This window comes from Duganella sp. BJB1802 (assembly GCF_013369445.1).
GTDB lineage: Bacteria > Pseudomonadota > Gammaproteobacteria > Burkholderiales > Burkholderiaceae_D > Rugamonas > Rugamonas vulcania_A.
Window position 1 is genome coordinate 65,579 of sequence record NZ_JABWEF010000014.1, and the last position, 14,859, is coordinate 80,437.

Consider the following 14,859-nt stretch of genomic DNA (forward strand, 5'->3'; position numbering starts at 1 on the left):
GAAGGTCAACCTTTGGCGCCGGGACGGGTCATATCCAGCGGCACTATCCACTGCTCGAACTGCTCGGCGCTGACGTAGCCCAGCGCCAGCGCGGCCTCCTTCAACGTGCTTCCCTCATGCTGCGCCCGCTTGGCGATGGCGGCCGCCTTGTCGTAGCCGATGTGCGGCGCCAGCGCCGTCACCAGCATCAGCGAACGCTCCATCAGCTCGGCGATGCGCGCGCGGTTGGGCTCGATGCCGTGCACGCAGTGCTCGTCGAAGCTGCGCATGCCGTCGGCAAGCAGGCGCGCGCTTTGCAGGAAGTTGTGGGCGATCAGCGGCTTGTAGACGTTGAGCTCGAAGTTGCCGGAGGCGCCGCCCACGGTGATGGCGACGTCGTTGCCGAACACCTGGCAGCACAGCATGGTCAGCGCCTCGCATTGGGTCGGGTTGACCTTGCCCGGCATGATGGAGCTGCCCGGCTCGTTTTCCGGGATGGTGATCTCGCCCAGGCCGGAGCGCGGGCCGGACGCCATCCAGCGCATGTCGTTGGCGATCTTCATCAGCGCGGCGGCCAGCGTCTTGAGCGCGCCGTGCGCCGACAGCAGGGCGTCGTGGCCGGCCAGCGCGGCGAACTTGTTGTCGGCGCTGCGGAAGGGCAGGGCCAGCGTGTGCTCCAGCTCGGCGGCGATGCGGTGCGCGTATTCGGGGTGGGCGTTGAGGCCGGTGCCGACCGCAGTGCCGCCGGCGGCCAGCTGCAGCACTCCGGGCAGGGCGGTGCCGATGGCGCGCTCGGCGAAGTCGAGGTGGGCCACGTAGCCGGAGAATTCCTGGCCCAGCGTCAGCGGGGTGGCGTCCTGCAGGTGGGTGCGGCCGATCTTGACGATGTCGGCGAAGGCTTCGGCCTTGGCGTGCAGCTGGTCGCGCAGCTGGCGCAGCGCCGGCAGCACGTTGTTGGCCAGCGCCTGCGCGGCGGCCACGTGGATGGCGGTGGGGAAGATGTCGTTCGACGACTGGCCTTTGTTGACGTCGTCGTTGGGGTGCAGCTTGCGGGCCTCGCCGCGCACGCCGCCCATCAGCTCGGAGCCGCGGTTGGCCAGCACCTCGTTCATGTTCATGTTGGACTGGGTGCCGGAGCCGGTCTGCCACACGGCCAGCGGGAATTCGGTCGGATGCTTGCCGGCCAACACCTCGTCGGCGGCCTGGGTGATGGCGATGGCCTTGGCGCCCTCCAGCAGGCCCAGGTCCAGGTTGACGCGGGCGGCGGCGCGCTTGACGCTGGCCAAGGCGTGGATCAGCTCGGGCGGCATGCGCTCCGTGGAGATGCGGAAATGCTCCAGCGAGCGCTGGGTTTGCGCGCCCCACAGCTGGTGGTCGGGGACGTCGATCGGGCCGAAACTGTCACGTTCACTTCTGGTGTTCATGGTTTTTCCTTTGCTCGGGGATGGCAATCATGTGTATTTGCCAAGGTCCGTCCAGTGTAGCGCAGTCTGGAAAAATTAACCTAGGGCTACAAAACCGGGAAAATCAGCCGTTATAGCTGATACACTTTAAGAATTCGCGGCCAAGCGACCCCAACATGCAGCGCAACACTCTCCTGACCTCGATCCTTGCCGGCGCCGGCGCCTTATTGCTGGCCACCGCCGCCCCGGCGGCGGAGCTGGGCGATATCGCCGTGCGATCCTACATCGGCCAGCCGCTGGCGGCCGACATCGAGCTGGTGCAGCTGGCGCCGGACGAGGTGTCGGCGTTGCAGGTGCGCTTGGCGCAGCAGGACGTGTATCGCGGCGCCAACATCAGCATGAATCCGGCGCTGGGCTCGCTGCACATGGCCGTGGTGCGGCGCGACGGCCGCCAGTTCCTGCATCTGACCACCACCCGCGCCATCGATGCCGAGTATGTCCATTTGTTCCTGGAGCTGAGCGCGGCCGGGCGCCAGGATGTGCGCGCGGCGACCGTGTGGCTCCAGGCCGACCCGAATCCGGCGCCGCCGCCGTTGCCGCCCGTGACGGCGGCGCAGGCGGCGCTGCTGGCGCGGGCGGAACGGGCGGTTCAGGCGACTGCTCCGGCCCCGGCGCCGTCAACGGCCCCGGTTGCGCCGGTCGCCGCGCCAGTGCGGGACAGGACGCGGCCGGCGCCAATGCCGGCCGCGCATGAATCGGAAGTGGGCGAGCCGGGTGGCTTGCGGTCGTCGGCGGGATCGATGGCGCCGGTGCGGCGGCCGGCGCCGCTGCCTGCGCGTCGGCCGACTACCGACAAGACGGGCGGCGGCGAGGCGGATCAGGCTGGCGGCGCGGTGCCGCTGGGCGTGGCGCAGGCTCTGCTGCCCTTGCCGCCGCTGCCGCTGCCCAAGGGCGTGAAGCGGCCGGCGGCGCCGGCGGCGTGCGCGCCGTCGGGCATGAGCGCGAAGGAATGCGCGGCGCTCGATACGCATAGCATGGAGTTGTCCAGCAAGCTGGTCGAGCTGGAGGGCAGGGTCAAGCTGCTGCAAGGCGCGTTGGGCGCGAAGGGCGGGGCGGCCAGCGCGGCAGCGTCTGCTGCCTCTGGCGTCCAGGCCGGCGCGGCATCCGGGCATGGCGGCGCGGCATCGGTACACGGCAACGCGGCGGCGGGACAGGACGGGGCGGCGTCGGCTGCGTGGGCGGGCTCGGCACCCGTGATGGCTGCGACGGCGAGCTCCGGCGCGCACGCCAGCGGCAGCGCGGACGGCGCGGGACACGGGGCGGCGCAAAGCGCTGCGGCTTCGGCGCCGGCATCGGCATCGGCTTCTGCGGCGGCTGGCGGGGGAGAATCGGCCTCGGCCGAAGCGGACGTGCCGGTCAAGAAGGTGCGCGTGCTGCCCAAGCTGAAGTACAAAAAGGAAAAACCGCCGGAGCCGGCCGCCAGCAACTGGCCGCTGATCGCGGGCGGGGCCGGCGCGCTGGCGCTGCTGCTGGGCGCGGGCGGCTACTTCTATCTGCGCAAGAAACGCGGCAGCGGGCCGTTGAAGATCTGGCAGGGATTCCGCAAGAAAAAGCCGGCCGCCGAGGGCGAAACGCCGATGGAGGCGCCGCCGCTGCACGAGGTCACGCCGGAATCCATGATGGAAAAACAATAAAAAGGTAATAAGCTTATAACAAGCTCGCTCTTATCGGGCTCAGGCGATCTGGGTTATAGTGTTCGACGCCCACCGTCTTCCCCATTCCTGAAAGAGCCTTATGACCGCAGCAGATTTTCAGTCTCAGCATCACGAGCAATACCAAACTTTCAAACAACTTGGCCTGAAGCTGGACATGTCCCGCGGCAAGCCAGCCCCCGAACAGCTGGACCTGTCGAACGCCCTGATGGCGTCGCTGGACACCTACAAGGCCGCCGACGGCACCGATTGCCGCAACTACGGCGGCACCATCGGCCTGCCGGAAGCGCGCGCGCTGTTCGGCCAGCTGCTGGACGTGCCGGCCGCGCAGGTCGTGGTCGACAGCAGCGCCAGCCTGTCGCTGATGCATGACGTGATCGTCTACAGCCTGCTCAACGGCACGCCCGGCAACGCGCCGTGGGTGCGCGAGCCGGTGACCTTCCTGTGCCCGGTGCCGGGCTACGACCGCCATTTCGCCATCTGCGAAGCGCGCGGCATCAAGATGATCAACATCCCGATGACCGAAAACGGCCTGGACATGGACCTGGTGGAAAAACTGGTGGCCGAGGACGCCAGCATCAAGGGCATGTGGTGTGTGCCGAAGTACAGCAATCCGGGTGGCGTGGTGTATTCGGACGAGGTGGTGGCCCGCCTGGCGGCCATGAAGACGGCGGCGCCGGACTTCCGCCTGATGTGGGACGACGCTTACCGCTTCCACCATCTGGGCGAGCAGAAGCTGGCCGTGGCCAACATCCTGGAGGCGTGCGCGCAGGCCGGCAACCCGGACCGCGCGATCGTGTTCGCGTCGTCGTCCAAGGTGAGCTGGGCTGGTTCGGGCGTCGCTGCGCTGGCGGCCTCGCCGGCCAACATCGCCTGGTGGACCAAGCACGCCGGCATCCGCAGCATCGGCCCGGACAAGATCAACCAGCTGCGCCACGTGCAACTGCTGAAGGACCTGCCGACCGTGGAAGCGTTGATGGAACAGCATCGCCTGCTGCTCAAGCCGAAGTTCGACGCGGTGCTGGAACAGTTCGAGCGCTACCTGGCCGACGTGCCGGGCGTGTCGTGGACGCGTCCGCTGGGCGGCTATTTCATCGACCTGGTGACGCCGCCGGGTTCGGCCAAGCGCACGGTGGCGCTGGCCAAGGAGGCCGGCATCACGCTGACGCCGGCCGGCGCGGCTTTCCCTTACGGTAACGATCCGAAGGATAGCCATATCCGCATCGCGCCGAGCTTCCCGTCGCTGGACGAGATCACCCAGGCAGCGCAGGGTATCGCGCTGTCGCTGCGCGTGGCGCTGGCGAGCTGATCGCCGTGCGGACGTAAAAAAAAGCGCCCTCGGGCGCTTTTTTACATTGGGGCGGCGGTTTTTACTGACGCGCCATGCCCGGCACGTTGTTCAGCCAAGGTTCGGTGACGTCGCGGATGGCGCGGTCGTTGGCCAGGATCTGCTTGAGCAGGTCGATCTTGCGCAGGCGCGGGGCGCCGCTCAGGCTGGGCACGCCGGCGTCGGCCGGACGCGCGGCGCTGGCGCATTGCGCTTCCAGGCGGCTCAGGCCGTCCCAATCCCCCAGACGCGCGGCGGCAGCCATTTGATTGGACAGGCCGGCAATGTTTTCGTACATCGAGAGGACTTCGGTGGAGGTCATGTTCTCACCCTGGTTTAGTTAAAACGGATTACCGCATGTCCTGATTAACGTCGCCTTAAACGCGAACTTTAGGGTGTTTTGAAAAAATATTTGAAAAAAGTCGAAAAAAAAAGCCGCGCGGCGTAAAACCGGCGGCTTCCATGGTTTTTTAGATAAGCTGGATTATTTGACCAGCTCCTCCAAACCGGCGCTCAGTTCGTCCGGCGACGGCATTTCATCGATCAGGGCGTTGTCGTCCAGGCCCAGTTCCTCGGCCAGGTCGGCCGGGTAGCAGGCTTCGATTTCATCGTCGCTCAGCTGGGCCTGCTCGACGCGGGCGCGCCAGGCGGCCAGCGAGACCACGGCGGCCAAGCGGTTCAGTTCGCCGTTGTGGTGCGGCTCGGGGAAGGCCAGGATGGTTTCCGAGAAGGTCAGCGGGAACTTCCAGCGCTTGGCCAATTCTGCGCCGACATCGGCGAAGGTGAAGCCGAACGAGGCTTGCTCGGCGTCCAGGCGGCGCGGGTCCAGCGGGCCGGCCACCTTGTCGAGCGCCATCGCCTGCTCGGCCATCGCCGAGTGGATCACCAGCTGGCCGATGGCGTGCATCATGCCGATGGTGAAGGCGAGGTCGGTGTTTTCCTTGGTCTTCTTGGCGATCCACTTGGCCGACACCGCAGTGTGCAGGCTGTAGCGCCAGAATTGTTTGAGGTCGAGGCCGGGCACGGTCTTGAAACCGCTGACCAGGCCGGAGCTGATGACCAGCGTGCGGACGGTGACGAAGCCGAGCATCAGCACCGCATCCTCCACGGTGCCGATGCTGCGCGAGACGTGGTAGTAGGCCGAGTTGGCCAGGCGCAGCAGCTTGGCGCTCAGCACCGGATCCGTCGACAGTTTTTTCGCGATCTCTTCGGTCGAGACGCTGGCCTTGTCGAAACTGCTGATCAGCTCTTCCACGACTTTAGGCGCGGTGGGCAACGCAGTTGGATTCTGGAACAGGGCATCAAGTTTCATATTTATCTCCTGGGTAATTAGCGCGTTGCTATAGGCTAACTATATAGCGATTCCCAGAATGTATGAAACAATTTTGCGGGGCGAGCGTCTCTTTTCTGAGTCAGTAATCGCCGACATGAGCCGGCGTATATACTGGCGGCATGGAACCCGACCCTATCGAGCAGATCACGCAAACCACGCTGCAGCATTACGAGCGCAACGCCGAGCAGTTTTTCGCCGGCACCATCGATCACGATGTCAGCCAAAACATCGCGGCCTTGCTGGACGCGCTGCAAGGCCCCGCGCCATACCGCCTGCTGGACCTGGGCTGCGGCCCCGGCCGCGACCTGAAGACCTTCAGGGAGCTGGGCCACGAAGCGGTCGGCGTCGACGGCTCGGCTCGCTTCGTCGAGATGGCGCGCGCCTACAGCGGTTGCGAAACGTGGCGGCAGGACTTCGTCCAACTTGACCTGCCTGCTGGTTTTTTCGACGGCATCTACGCCAACGCCTCCTTGTTCCACGTGCCCAGCGCCGCGCTGCCGAAGGTGCTGCGCGACCTGCACGCCGCGCTGAAAGCCGGCGGCGTGCTGTTCAGTTCCAACCCGCGCGGCGACAACCGCGAGGGCTGGAACGGCCCGCGCTACGGCAGCTACTACGACTACGAAACCTGGGAACGCTACCTGCTGGCGGCGGGCTTCATCGCGCTCCAGCATTACTACCGCCCGCAAGGCTTGCCGCGCGACCAGCAGCCCTGGCTGGCCAGCGTGTGGCGCAAGGTTTGATTGCGGCCTTAGGTGCGCAAGCGCACGGAACGCCAGCCGGCGTCTGCCTATAGTGGGGACCTCGCATGCGGCACAACGCCGCGTGTCCTGTAGCTTCATCACCCACCAAGGAGTGCATCATGAACAAGGATCAAGTGAAGGGTACGGCGAAAGACATCGGCGGCAAAATCCAGGAAGAGGCCGGCAAGCTGGTCGGCAGCTCGGAGCAGCAAGCCAAGGGCCTGAACAAGCAAGCCGAAGGCAAACTGCAAAAAGGCCTGGGCGACGCCAAGGAAGCCGTCAAGGACATCACCAAAGGCAACCGCAACTAAGATCGTTGCGGGATAAAAAAGCCGCGTGCGCTGAAGACGGCCAAGGCCGTCGCTAGCCACGCGGCTTGTTTCATTGGCGCGCCCGAACTCACGCCGCGATGCGGTTGGTGCTCAAGTCCCAGCCGCCGGCGGTGTTGCCGCCCGCGCCGCCGCTGATCTTCTGCTGCGTGTAGCGCCACTTCACCTTCGAGAACTTCAGCGACACATGCTCGGTCAGGATGTCGCCCTCCTGCACGCTGGGCGAGACCGCGCCGATCAGCACGTTCTCCAGTTCGATCTCGTAGTACTTGACGCGTTCGCCCTGGCCGTCCGCGCGCATGAATTCAAACTTGGCCTTGGGGATGGTCTTGCCCGACGAGCAGGTCTGCAGCAGCACCGGCGAGGCCAGGTCGGCCAGCTTCATCAGGGTGATGTCGTGGTGTTCGCAGCGCTCGGCGGTGTGGCCGCCGCCGGTCGACGCGGTGGCCGATTTAGGCTGGCTGACTGCCCAGCTGACCGACTTGCATTCGATCCAGTCCTTGTGTTTGTCGTCGGCCGATTCGCCGCGGATACCGTCAATTTGCAGGTAGACATCGATAGCCATAATTCCTCCTGGAATGTAAGTGCGGCGGTGCGGAATGCACCGCAGCGGGCATTATCGAATGGTCAACAAATCGCCTCTTGTGGCTGCTCAATCAAGGCAAAAAAAAGAGGGCCCGAAGGCCCCCGAAAACACTGAAACGGTTTATTTCGTTTCCGGCATCAAATTCTTCTTGAAGAAGGCTTCGATGTTGCCGTACACATGGCGTTGCGGCGCGCGGCCCGAGATGCCGTGCTTGGCGCCCGGATAGGTCATCAGCTCGAAATGCACATTGCGCTTGACCAGCGCGTCGATCATGCGCGTGGTGTTGGTGAACAGCACGTTGTCGTCGGCCATACCGTGCATCAGCAGCAGCGGCGATTTCAAGCCGTCCAGGTGCGAGTACACGCCGCCCGACGCGTAGCCGGCCGCGTTCTCTTTCGGCGTGCCCATGAACTGCTCGGTGTAGTGGGTGTCGTACAGCGACCAGTCGGTCACCGGCGCCACCGACACGCCCATCGCGATCTTGTCCGACGCCTCGGCCAGCAGACGCAAGGTCATGAAACCGCCGTAGCTCCAGCCGAACACGCCCACGCGCTTGGCGTCGACGAAGCTCTGCTTGCCCAGCCACTCGATGCCGGTGATCTGGTCTTCGACCTCCACCTTGCCCAGGTTGTGGTAGTTGGCGTCGGTGAACGCGCGCTCGCGGCGCGAGGCGCCGCGGTTGTCCAGGCGCCATACCACGAAGCCCTGCTGCGCCATGTACTGGTCGAAGAAGTTGCCCCAGCGGCGGGCCACATGCTGCGAGTGCGGGCCGCCGTAGGTCGACAGGTAGACCGGGTATTTCTTCGACGCGTCAAAGCCGCTCGGCTTGATCATCGAGTAGTACAGCGTCTGGCCGTCCTTGGCCTTGAGCGTGCCGTATTCGGTGTGCAGGTGGGCGTCCAGGTATTTGCCGTACGGGTGCGACGCGTTCAGCTCGTTGTGCTCCAGCCAGCTGATCATCGCGCCGTCCGGACGGCGGATGCTCACCTGCGGCGGCGTGTCCGGATCCGAGTAGGTGTCGACGAACACCTCGCCGTTGCGGGCGAACGAGGAATCGTGCCAGCCGTCGCCCTGGGTGATGCGCTGCGGCTTGTCGGCCGTGCTGCCGTCGAGTTTGAGCGCGTAGGTCTGGCTGTCGATGACCGCGTCGCGGTTCGACTGCACGAACACGCGGCCGCCTTTCTCGTCGACCGCCAGCACGCGGTCGATGCCCCATTCGCCCTTGGTGATGGCGTGCTGCAGCTTGCCCTGCATGTCGTACAGGTACAGGTGCTTGCGGCCGCTGCGCTCGGACGACCAGATGAAACCCTTGTCGTTGGCCAGGAAGCGCAGGTCGTCGAAGATGCTGACCCAGGTCGGCGAGGTCTCGGTGACCAGGACCTTTTGCGCCAGCGTGGCGGCGTCCACCGACACCAGCTCCAGCTTCTTCTGGTCGCGGCTCTGGCGCTGGAACAGCAAGGCCTTGGCGTTGGCGCTCCAGTCGGCGCGCACCAGGTAGATGTCCTGGTTGGCGCCGAGGTCGACGTTGCGGATCTCGCCGCTGACCGGCGAGACGATCTTCAGCTGCACCAGCACGTTCGGATCGCCGGCGGCAGGGTAGCGCTGCTCGACCACGTCGGTGCGGTCGGCGAAGATCTCAAAGCGGCGCACCACCGGCACCGGCGCCTCGTCGTAGCGCTTGTAGGCGATGGCGGAATCGTCCGGCGCCCAGAAGTAGCCGCTGGTCTGGCTCATCTCTTCCTGCGCCACGAACTCGGCCTCGCCGTTGTGGATGGTGCCCTGGCCGTCGGTGGTCAGCTGCTTTTCCTTGCCGGTGCTCAGGTCCAGCACCACCAGGTTCTGGTCGCGCACGAAGGAGACGTAGCGGCCCTTGGGCGAGATCTTGGGATCGAGCACGTTGCCCGAGGCGACCAGGCGCGCGGCGTCCGGCTTGCCGGCGTCGATCAGGTACAGCTTGCCGGCGATCGGCACCAGCAGCTGCTTGCCGTCCGGCGACCAGCTGTAGCTGAGGATGCCCTTCAGGCTGGCGGTGCGCTCGCGCTCGCGGCGCGCCTTCTCGGCGTCCGACAGGTTCTCCTCCGGCACCAGGATTTTCGAGTCGACCAGACGGTGCGTGGTCTTGTCCTTGAGGTTGTATTCCCACAGGTCGAGCTGGAACTGGTTGTCGTCGCGGCCGCGCAGGAAGGTCACGCGGGCGCCGTCCGGCGACACCTTCAGGCTGCGCACGCCGGGACCGCTCAGCGACGGGTCGGCGTGCAGGCGGTCCAGGGTCAGTTTTTCGGCGGAGGCGTTGGCGCCGGCCAGCAGGGCGAGGAAGCAGAGGATAAAGCGCATGGAGTGAGTGTCTCTTGGTTATCGGAACCCATGACGATACCAGAGCGGCCCGCTTGTGGCGAGACGGCAATGTTCTGAATCCACGGCGGAAAACCGTTTTTCCTTCGGCGCCCGCCGCCTCAGGCGTGCGCGGCGCCCGCGTGCGCGCCGGCCCGCGCCCGCTCCAGCGTCAGGCGCTGCAGCGCCCCGCTCAACAGCACCGCCGCCACCGTCAGCCCGACCACCAGCCCGATCCAGAAGCCGGCCGCCGCCACGCCGGTTGCTGCGCCGGCGCCCACGGCAGCCATTGCGGGGCCAGCCCCAGCCAGCAGCCCAGCGGCAGCGCGAAGCCCCAGAACGCCAGCAGCTGGATCTGCATCGGCTGGCGCGACACCTTGTAGCCGCGGATCGCGCACGAGGTCGCGACCTGGGTGGCGTCCGACAGCTGGAACAGCGCGGCGAACAGCAGCAGCTGCACGCACAGTTCCTGCACCGCCGGGTCGGAGGTGTAGGCGGCGGCGATCTGCCGGCGGCACAGCACGATGAACAGCGCCGACAGCACGGCGAACGCCAGCGACATGCCCACCCCGGTCCAAGCCACGTAGCGGGCCCGCGCCGGCCGGCCTTCGCCCACCGCCTGGCCGACGCGGGTGATCAGCGCGATGCCAAAGCTGAGCGGCACCATGAACACCAGCGAGGAGAAATTCAGCGCGATCTGGTGCGCCGAGATCTGCACCACGCCGTAGCGCGCGATCAGCAGGCTGACCGCGCCGAACGCGCTGACCTCGGCGAAATAGGTGACCCCGATCGGCAGCCCCAGCCGCAGCATCGAGCGGATCTCCGGCCAGTACGGCCATTCCCAGTGGGTGAACGGATAGGTGGCGCGGTAGGCCGGCGCGACGCGCATCCAGGCCAGCATGGCGGCCAGCATCAGCCACATGCACAGGCCGGTGGCGACCGCGCAGCCGACCCCGCCCAGCCTGGGCAGGCCCCAGTGGCCGAACACCAGCAGCCAGTTGACGAACACGTTGAAGCACAGGCCCAGGATGGCGATCAGCATCACCGGCTTGGTCTGGTTGATGCTGGTGCTGTAGCCGTACAGCGCGCGGTAGGCGGCGAACGGCGGCAGGCCGATGCTGATCGCGTGCACGAACAGCGTGGCCTGGCCCTGCACATAGGGCGTCAGGTGCAGGTGGCCGAACAGCACGGTGGCCAGGTTGGCCAGCAGCATGGCCAGCACGCCCACGCCCAGCGCCTTCCACAGCGACTGCCGCACCGCGTGCGGAATCTTGCCCAGCTCGCCGGCGCCGACATCGTGCGCCACCACGCTGTTAATCGCCATCATGGTGCCGCTGACCGTGACCAGCACGATCGACCAGATCGACGCCCCCAGCGACACGGCGGCCAGCTCGTCGGCGCTGGCGTGGCCGGTCATCGCCACATCGGCCACGCCCATGCCCACCGTGGCCAGCTGGCCGATCAGCATCGGCCAGGCCAGGCGCCACAGGGCTGCCGCTTCGCGGCGGAGGGAGTGGGGAGGAGACGGGTCTGGCATGTGCGGCGGTCGTGAATGGACGGGCAACAATTCTACCCCGGCCCGGACCGCTCCGCCGCGCTGTATCATTACATTTTCTTGCAAATTAGCCATATTGCCTTGTCGGCCAACGCGCTAGCATAAGCGTTGTCCGTGCATGGCACCGGCTGTTCAACTTTTTACCTGAGCGATATTCATCATGAAACCATTCCTGCACCGTCTGACCCGCGCCGCCCTTGTCCTGGCCGTCGCGGCCGCCGCCACCGCGCACGCGGGCGAGCTGACGCTGTTCACCCACTCCAACTTCGCCGGCCCGCCGCTGACGCTGCGCGGCAGCGTGCCGGACCTGGACCAGCTGGGCTTCAACGACCGCGCCTCCAGCGTGGTGGTGCGTTCCGGCACTTGGCAGCTGTGCGAGCATTCCGAATACCGCGGCCGCTGCATGGTGGTCGAGCGCGGCGAGTATCCGGTGCTGGACGGTTTCAACGACGTCATCTCGTCGGTGCGCGAGATCAGCAACGGCGGCGGCCGCGACTACCGCGACGACGACCGCCGTGGCGACCGCGACGGCGGCTACGGCTACGGCCACCACCGCGAACCGATCGTGCTGTTCTCCAAGTCCGGCTTCGGCGGCGCCAAGCTGGGCCTGCGCGACGCGGTGCGTACGCTGGACCAGTACGACTTCAACGACCAGGCCAGCTCGGTCATCGTCAACGAGGGCCGCTGGGAGCTGTGCGAGCACGCCGACTATGGCGGCCAGTGCATCGTGCTGGAGCCGGGCCGCTACGAATACCTGGACAATATGAACAACCGCATTTCGTCGCTGCGCCGGATACGTTGACCGCCATGCGCTATCATGCAGGCCACCATCCCGATTTGGAGACCCTGTCATGAAACGACTTGTCTGCGCCACCCTGCTGGGCGCCGCCGCGGCGGCGCAGGCGGGCGACATCACGCTCTACACGCGTACGCATTTCGGCGGGCCGGCGCTGCAGCTGCACGGCTCGGAGCCCGACCTGGACAAGCTGGGCTTCAACGACAAGACCTCCAGCGTGGTCGTGCAGAGCGGCACCTGGGAGGTGTGCGAGAACAAGCACTACAAGGGCCGCTGCCTGGTGCTGGAAAAGGGCGAATACGCCGAGCTGAAGAATTTCAACGACATGATGTCCTCGGTGCGCGAGCTCGAAGCGAGGCCGCCCGCCAAGGACAAACGCGTACAGAAGTGACAAACGGATGCCGCCGATCAGCGATCGGCGCTAGACTGTGACGGACGCAAGACGGGAGCGCGCAACGTGGAATACAAGGATTACTACCAGACCCTGGGTGTGCCGAAGACGGCCACCGAGGAGGAGATCAAGAAGGCCTACCGCAAGCTGGTCCGGAAATACCATCCGGACGTCAGCAAGGAGGCCGACGCCCAGCACAAGACCCAGGAGCTGAACGAGGCCTACGGCGTGCTGGGCGACGCCGAGAAGCGCGCCGCCTACGACGAGCTCGGACGCGGCCACCAGTACCGCGCCGGCCAGGAGTTCCGCCCGCCGCCGGACTGGGGGCGCGGCTTCGGCAACGGCAATGGCGGCGGCTTCGGCGGCGACGCCATGGGCAGCGACTTCTTCGCCGACCTGTTCGCCAACCTGGGCGGCGGCCGCCGGCGTCAGGCGCCCCGGCGCGGCGAGGACAGCCACGCCAGCATCAGCATCGACCTGGCCGACAGCTACCACGGCGCCACCCGCACCATCGGCCTGACGGTGGCCGAGCGGGACGCCCAGGACCGCATCCTCACGCGCGAGCGCAACCTCAGCGTCAACATCCCCAAGGGCGTGACGGCCGGCCAGCAGCTGCGCCTGTCGGGCCAGGGTCAGCCGGGCGCGGCCGGGCCGGGCGACCTGTACCTGGAAATCCAGTTCCGCCCCAACGCCCGCTACCGCATCGACGGCCGCGACGTCTACGAGACGGTGCCGGTGGCGCCGTGGGAGCTGGCGCTGGGCGGCGAGATCGACGTCGACACGCCGTCCGGCAAGGTCACCGTCACGGTGCCGGCCGGCTCGCAGAGCGGGCGCAAGCTGCGCCTGCGCGGGCGCGGCATCCCCGGCAAGACGGCCGGCGACCTGTACCTGCTGCTGGAGGTGGTGCTGCCGCCGGCCACCACCGACAAGGCACGCGAACTGTATCGAACGATGGCGCGCGAACTGGCGTTCAATCCGCGCGCGGGAGGATGAACATGGGACAAGCGATCCTGGACGCGGTGTTGATCGACGACGCCGCGCTGACCGTGGAGGAACTGGCGCAGGCCTGCGCCGTGGAGCCGGACTGGGTGGTGCAGCGGGTACGCACCGGCATCCTGCTCGACAGCGCCGACGGCGACCACGTGGCCTGGCGCTTCACCAGCGCCGACCTGGTGCGTGCGCGCCGGCTGTGCCAGATCGAGCGCGACTTCGACGCCAACGACGACGTCGCCGCGTTGGTGGTCGACCTGTCGGAAGAGATCCGCCGCCTGCGCGTCAAGCTCAGCGCCGCCGGAGTGAAATAGGGGCCGGCGCCGCCACGCCGGGCGGGGACGCGCCCAGCGGCGGCGGCCCCGGCTTGTTCGACGGCTTGGCCTCCCTGGGCGGATCGCTCAGGCGGTGATACATGTGGCTGACGCCCGGATCGCCCGCCACCGGCGCCGGCCGCATGTCGTGGTTGGGCGGCGGCACCGCCGGCTGCTCGACGTCGAGGAACTGCTGCATCAGCCAGCGCGTGGCCGGGCCCGGCTCCTCGTCGCCGCGCCGTATCACGTACAGCGGGAAGCTGAACGCGCTGCCCTCGCTGATCTGCAGCTGCACCAGCCGCCCCGCGTCCAGGTCCCACTGCACGAACTCGACCGGCATATTGCCCCAGCCGATACCGCTGCGCAGCAGCGCGTGCTTGGAGCTGAGGTCGCCCAGCCGCCAGTCGCGCAAGGCCAGCACGCCGAAGTCCTGACCCTTGGTCAGCGTGCTGCGGTCGGTCAGCACCAGCTGGGTGTGCTCGCGCAGCACCGCGCTCGGGATCACGCCCTCGATCTGCGCCAGCGGATGGTCGGGCGCGGCCACCGGCACCATGGTCACGTAGCCGCAGCTCTGGCGCTCGACGACGTCCTGCGTGCCCGGCATCCAGCCGCTGATGCCGATGTGGCATTCGCGCTCCAGCACCAGCTGGGTGACGGCGCCCAGCGCCTCGGTGCGCAGGCGCATCGCCACGGTCGGGAACTCCTGCTGGAAGGCGTGCAGGATACGCACCAGCTTGCAGGTTGAGAACATCACGTCCACCACCACCGACACCTCCGCCTCCAGCCCGGCCGACAGCGCCTTGGCGCGCGCCCGCATGCCGTCCACCTTGAGCGAGACCGCGCGGGCGTCGGCCAGCAGCGCCTTGCCGGCCTCGGTCAGCACCGGCTTGCGCTTGCTGCGGTCCAGCAGCGCGACGTTGAGCTGCTCCTCCAGGTTGGCGATGGTGTAGCTGATCACCGACTGCGTGCGGTGCAGCGCCCGTGCCGCGTGGGCGAAGCCGCCGTGGTCGATGACGGCGATGAACACACGCAGCTGGTCGAGGGAGGGGAGGCCGGGGTCGCGCATACGTTGC

General features: G+C 66.9%; 14 protein-coding genes and 1 pseudogene. 8 read left to right on the top strand and 7 right to left on the bottom strand.

The features are described 5' to 3' along the window. Positions 1 to 5: 5 nt before the first annotated feature. Positions 6 to 1,403: a class II fumarate hydratase gene (fumC, locus tag HUX88_RS21280; RefSeq protein WP_176363053.1), complete on the bottom strand. Its 1,398-nt coding sequence runs from the start codon at positions 1,401 to 1,403 to the stop codon at positions 6 to 8. Positions 1,404 to 1,558: 155 nt separating this feature from the next. On the opposite strand from fumC, the gene HUX88_RS33010 reads away from it, so the two are divergent. Beyond that, on the top strand, positions 1,559 to 3,076 hold the full coding sequence (locus tag HUX88_RS33010; protein ID WP_176363054.1) for a FimV family protein: 1,518 nt from the start codon (positions 1,559 to 1,561) through the stop codon (positions 3,074 to 3,076). Between the two features lie 100 nt (positions 3,077 to 3,176). Further along, positions 3,177 to 4,403 (top strand): aminotransferase class I/II-fold pyridoxal phosphate-dependent enzyme, encoded by a 1,227-nt coding sequence (locus HUX88_RS21290; protein ID WP_176363055.1) that lies wholly within the window; start codon positions 3,177 to 3,179, stop codon positions 4,401 to 4,403. Positions 4,404 to 4,464: 61 nt separating this feature from the next. Here the strand turns inward: HUX88_RS21290 and HUX88_RS21295 are convergent, their stop codons facing one another. Next, positions 4,465 to 4,743, bottom strand: coding sequence for a flagellar protein FliT (locus tag HUX88_RS21295; RefSeq protein WP_176363056.1), 279 nt, complete (start codon positions 4,741 to 4,743; stop codon positions 4,465 to 4,467). A gap of 162 nt (positions 4,744 to 4,905) precedes the next feature. Next, entirely contained in the window at positions 4,906 to 5,733 is an 828-nt protein-coding gene (locus HUX88_RS21300; RefSeq protein ID WP_117015511.1) for an HDOD domain-containing protein, read from the bottom strand. Between the two features lie 140 nt (positions 5,734 to 5,873). Here HUX88_RS21300 and HUX88_RS21305 point away from each other — a divergent pair, with 140 nt between their 5' ends. Together HUX88_RS21305 and HUX88_RS21310 are read left to right on the top strand one after the other, a co-directional pair. Continuing rightward, positions 5,874 to 6,494 (top strand): bifunctional 2-polyprenyl-6-hydroxyphenol methylase/3-demethylubiquinol 3-O-methyltransferase UbiG, encoded by a 621-nt coding sequence (locus HUX88_RS21305; protein ID WP_176363057.1) that lies wholly within the window; start codon positions 5,874 to 5,876, stop codon positions 6,492 to 6,494. Positions 6,495 to 6,613: 119 nt separating this feature from the next. Beyond that, on the top strand, positions 6,614 to 6,805 hold the full coding sequence (locus HUX88_RS21310; protein ID WP_008446105.1) for a CsbD family protein: 192 nt from the start codon (positions 6,614 to 6,616) through the stop codon (positions 6,803 to 6,805). A gap of 88 nt (positions 6,806 to 6,893) precedes the next feature. Here the strand turns inward: HUX88_RS21310 and HUX88_RS21315 are convergent, their stop codons facing one another. The 3 genes and pseudogenes from HUX88_RS21315 to HUX88_RS21325 all read right to left on the bottom strand — a co-directional run bounded on the left by HUX88_RS21315 (position 6,894) and on the right by HUX88_RS21325 (position 11,277). Continuing rightward, positions 6,894 to 7,388 (bottom strand): type VI secretion system tube protein Hcp, encoded by a 495-nt coding sequence (locus HUX88_RS21315; RefSeq protein WP_117015513.1) that lies wholly within the window; start codon positions 7,386 to 7,388, stop codon positions 6,894 to 6,896. A 141-nt stretch (positions 7,389 to 7,529) separates the two neighbouring features. Then, entirely contained in the window at positions 7,530 to 9,743 is a 2,214-nt protein-coding gene (locus HUX88_RS21320) for a S9 family peptidase (protein WP_176363058.1), read from the bottom strand. Between the two features lie 119 nt (positions 9,744 to 9,862). Next, a pseudogene (locus HUX88_RS21325) lies at positions 9,863 to 11,277 on the bottom strand (MATE family efflux transporter). Between the two features lie 178 nt (positions 11,278 to 11,455). Between HUX88_RS21325 and HUX88_RS21330 the strand changes: the two are divergent. The 4 genes from HUX88_RS21330 (at position 11,456) to HUX88_RS21345 (ending at position 13,786) form a co-directional block, all read left to right on the top strand. Further along, positions 11,456 to 12,097 carry a beta/gamma crystallin-related protein gene (locus HUX88_RS21330; protein WP_176363059.1) on the top strand — a complete coding sequence of 214 codons (642 nt, stop codon included), beginning with the start codon at positions 11,456 to 11,458 and terminating at the stop codon, positions 12,095 to 12,097. Between the two features lie 49 nt (positions 12,098 to 12,146). Further along, entirely contained in the window at positions 12,147 to 12,482 is a 336-nt protein-coding gene (locus HUX88_RS21335; RefSeq protein ID WP_117015517.1) for a beta/gamma crystallin family protein, read from the top strand. 66 nt (positions 12,483 to 12,548) lie between these two features. Then, a complete protein-coding gene (locus HUX88_RS21340) occupies positions 12,549 to 13,475 on the top strand; it encodes a DnaJ C-terminal domain-containing protein (RefSeq protein WP_117015518.1) in 927 nt (308 codons plus the stop codon). A gap of 2 nt (positions 13,476 to 13,477) precedes the next feature. Further along, a complete protein-coding gene (locus HUX88_RS21345) occupies positions 13,478 to 13,786 on the top strand; it encodes a chaperone modulator CbpM (RefSeq protein ID WP_117015519.1) in 309 nt (102 codons plus the stop codon). Here HUX88_RS21345 and HUX88_RS21350 read toward each other — a convergent pair. Continuing rightward, positions 13,764 to 14,852 carry a LysR family transcriptional regulator gene (locus HUX88_RS21350; protein WP_176363060.1) on the bottom strand — a complete coding sequence of 363 codons (1,089 nt, stop codon included), beginning with the start codon at positions 14,850 to 14,852 and terminating at the stop codon, positions 13,764 to 13,766. The genes HUX88_RS21345 and HUX88_RS21350 overlap by 23 nt on opposite strands. Positions 14,853 to 14,859 lie beyond the last annotated feature (7 nt).

What these genes read in the sequence shown, in the direction of transcription:
- fumC (WP_176363053.1), bottom strand. Translation starts at nt 1,403, where the DNA reads ATGAACACCAGAAGTGAACGTGACAGTTTCGGCCCGATCGACGTCCCC.
- HUX88_RS21320 (WP_176363058.1), bottom strand. Translation starts at nt 9,743, where the DNA reads ATGCGCTTTATCCTCTGCTTCCTCGCCCTGCTGGCCGGCGCCAACGCC.
- HUX88_RS21345 (WP_117015519.1), top strand. Translation starts at nt 13,478, where the DNA reads ATGGGACAAGCGATCCTGGACGCGGTGTTGATCGACGACGCCGCGCTG.
- HUX88_RS21295 (WP_176363056.1), bottom strand. Translation starts at nt 4,743, where the DNA reads ATGACCTCCACCGAAGTCCTCTCGATGTACGAAAACATTGCCGGCCTG.
- HUX88_RS21305 (WP_176363057.1), top strand. Translation starts at nt 5,874, where the DNA reads ATGGAACCCGACCCTATCGAGCAGATCACGCAAACCACGCTGCAGCAT.
- HUX88_RS21315 (WP_117015513.1), bottom strand. Translation starts at nt 7,388, where the DNA reads ATGGCTATCGATGTCTACCTGCAAATTGACGGTATCCGCGGCGAATCG.
- HUX88_RS21350 (WP_176363060.1), bottom strand. Translation starts at nt 14,852, where the DNA reads ATGCGCGACCCCGGCCTCCCCTCCCTCGACCAGCTGCGTGTGTTCATC.
- HUX88_RS21300 (WP_117015511.1), bottom strand. Translation starts at nt 5,733, where the DNA reads ATGAAACTTGATGCCCTGTTCCAGAATCCAACTGCGTTGCCCACCGCG.
- HUX88_RS33010 (WP_176363054.1), top strand. Translation starts at nt 1,559, where the DNA reads ATGCAGCGCAACACTCTCCTGACCTCGATCCTTGCCGGCGCCGGCGCC.
- HUX88_RS21290 (WP_176363055.1), top strand. Translation starts at nt 3,177, where the DNA reads ATGACCGCAGCAGATTTTCAGTCTCAGCATCACGAGCAATACCAAACT.
- HUX88_RS21330 (WP_176363059.1), top strand. Translation starts at nt 11,456, where the DNA reads ATGAAACCATTCCTGCACCGTCTGACCCGCGCCGCCCTTGTCCTGGCC.
- HUX88_RS21310 (WP_008446105.1), top strand. Translation starts at nt 6,614, where the DNA reads ATGAACAAGGATCAAGTGAAGGGTACGGCGAAAGACATCGGCGGCAAA.
- HUX88_RS21335 (WP_117015517.1), top strand. Translation starts at nt 12,147, where the DNA reads ATGAAACGACTTGTCTGCGCCACCCTGCTGGGCGCCGCCGCGGCGGCG.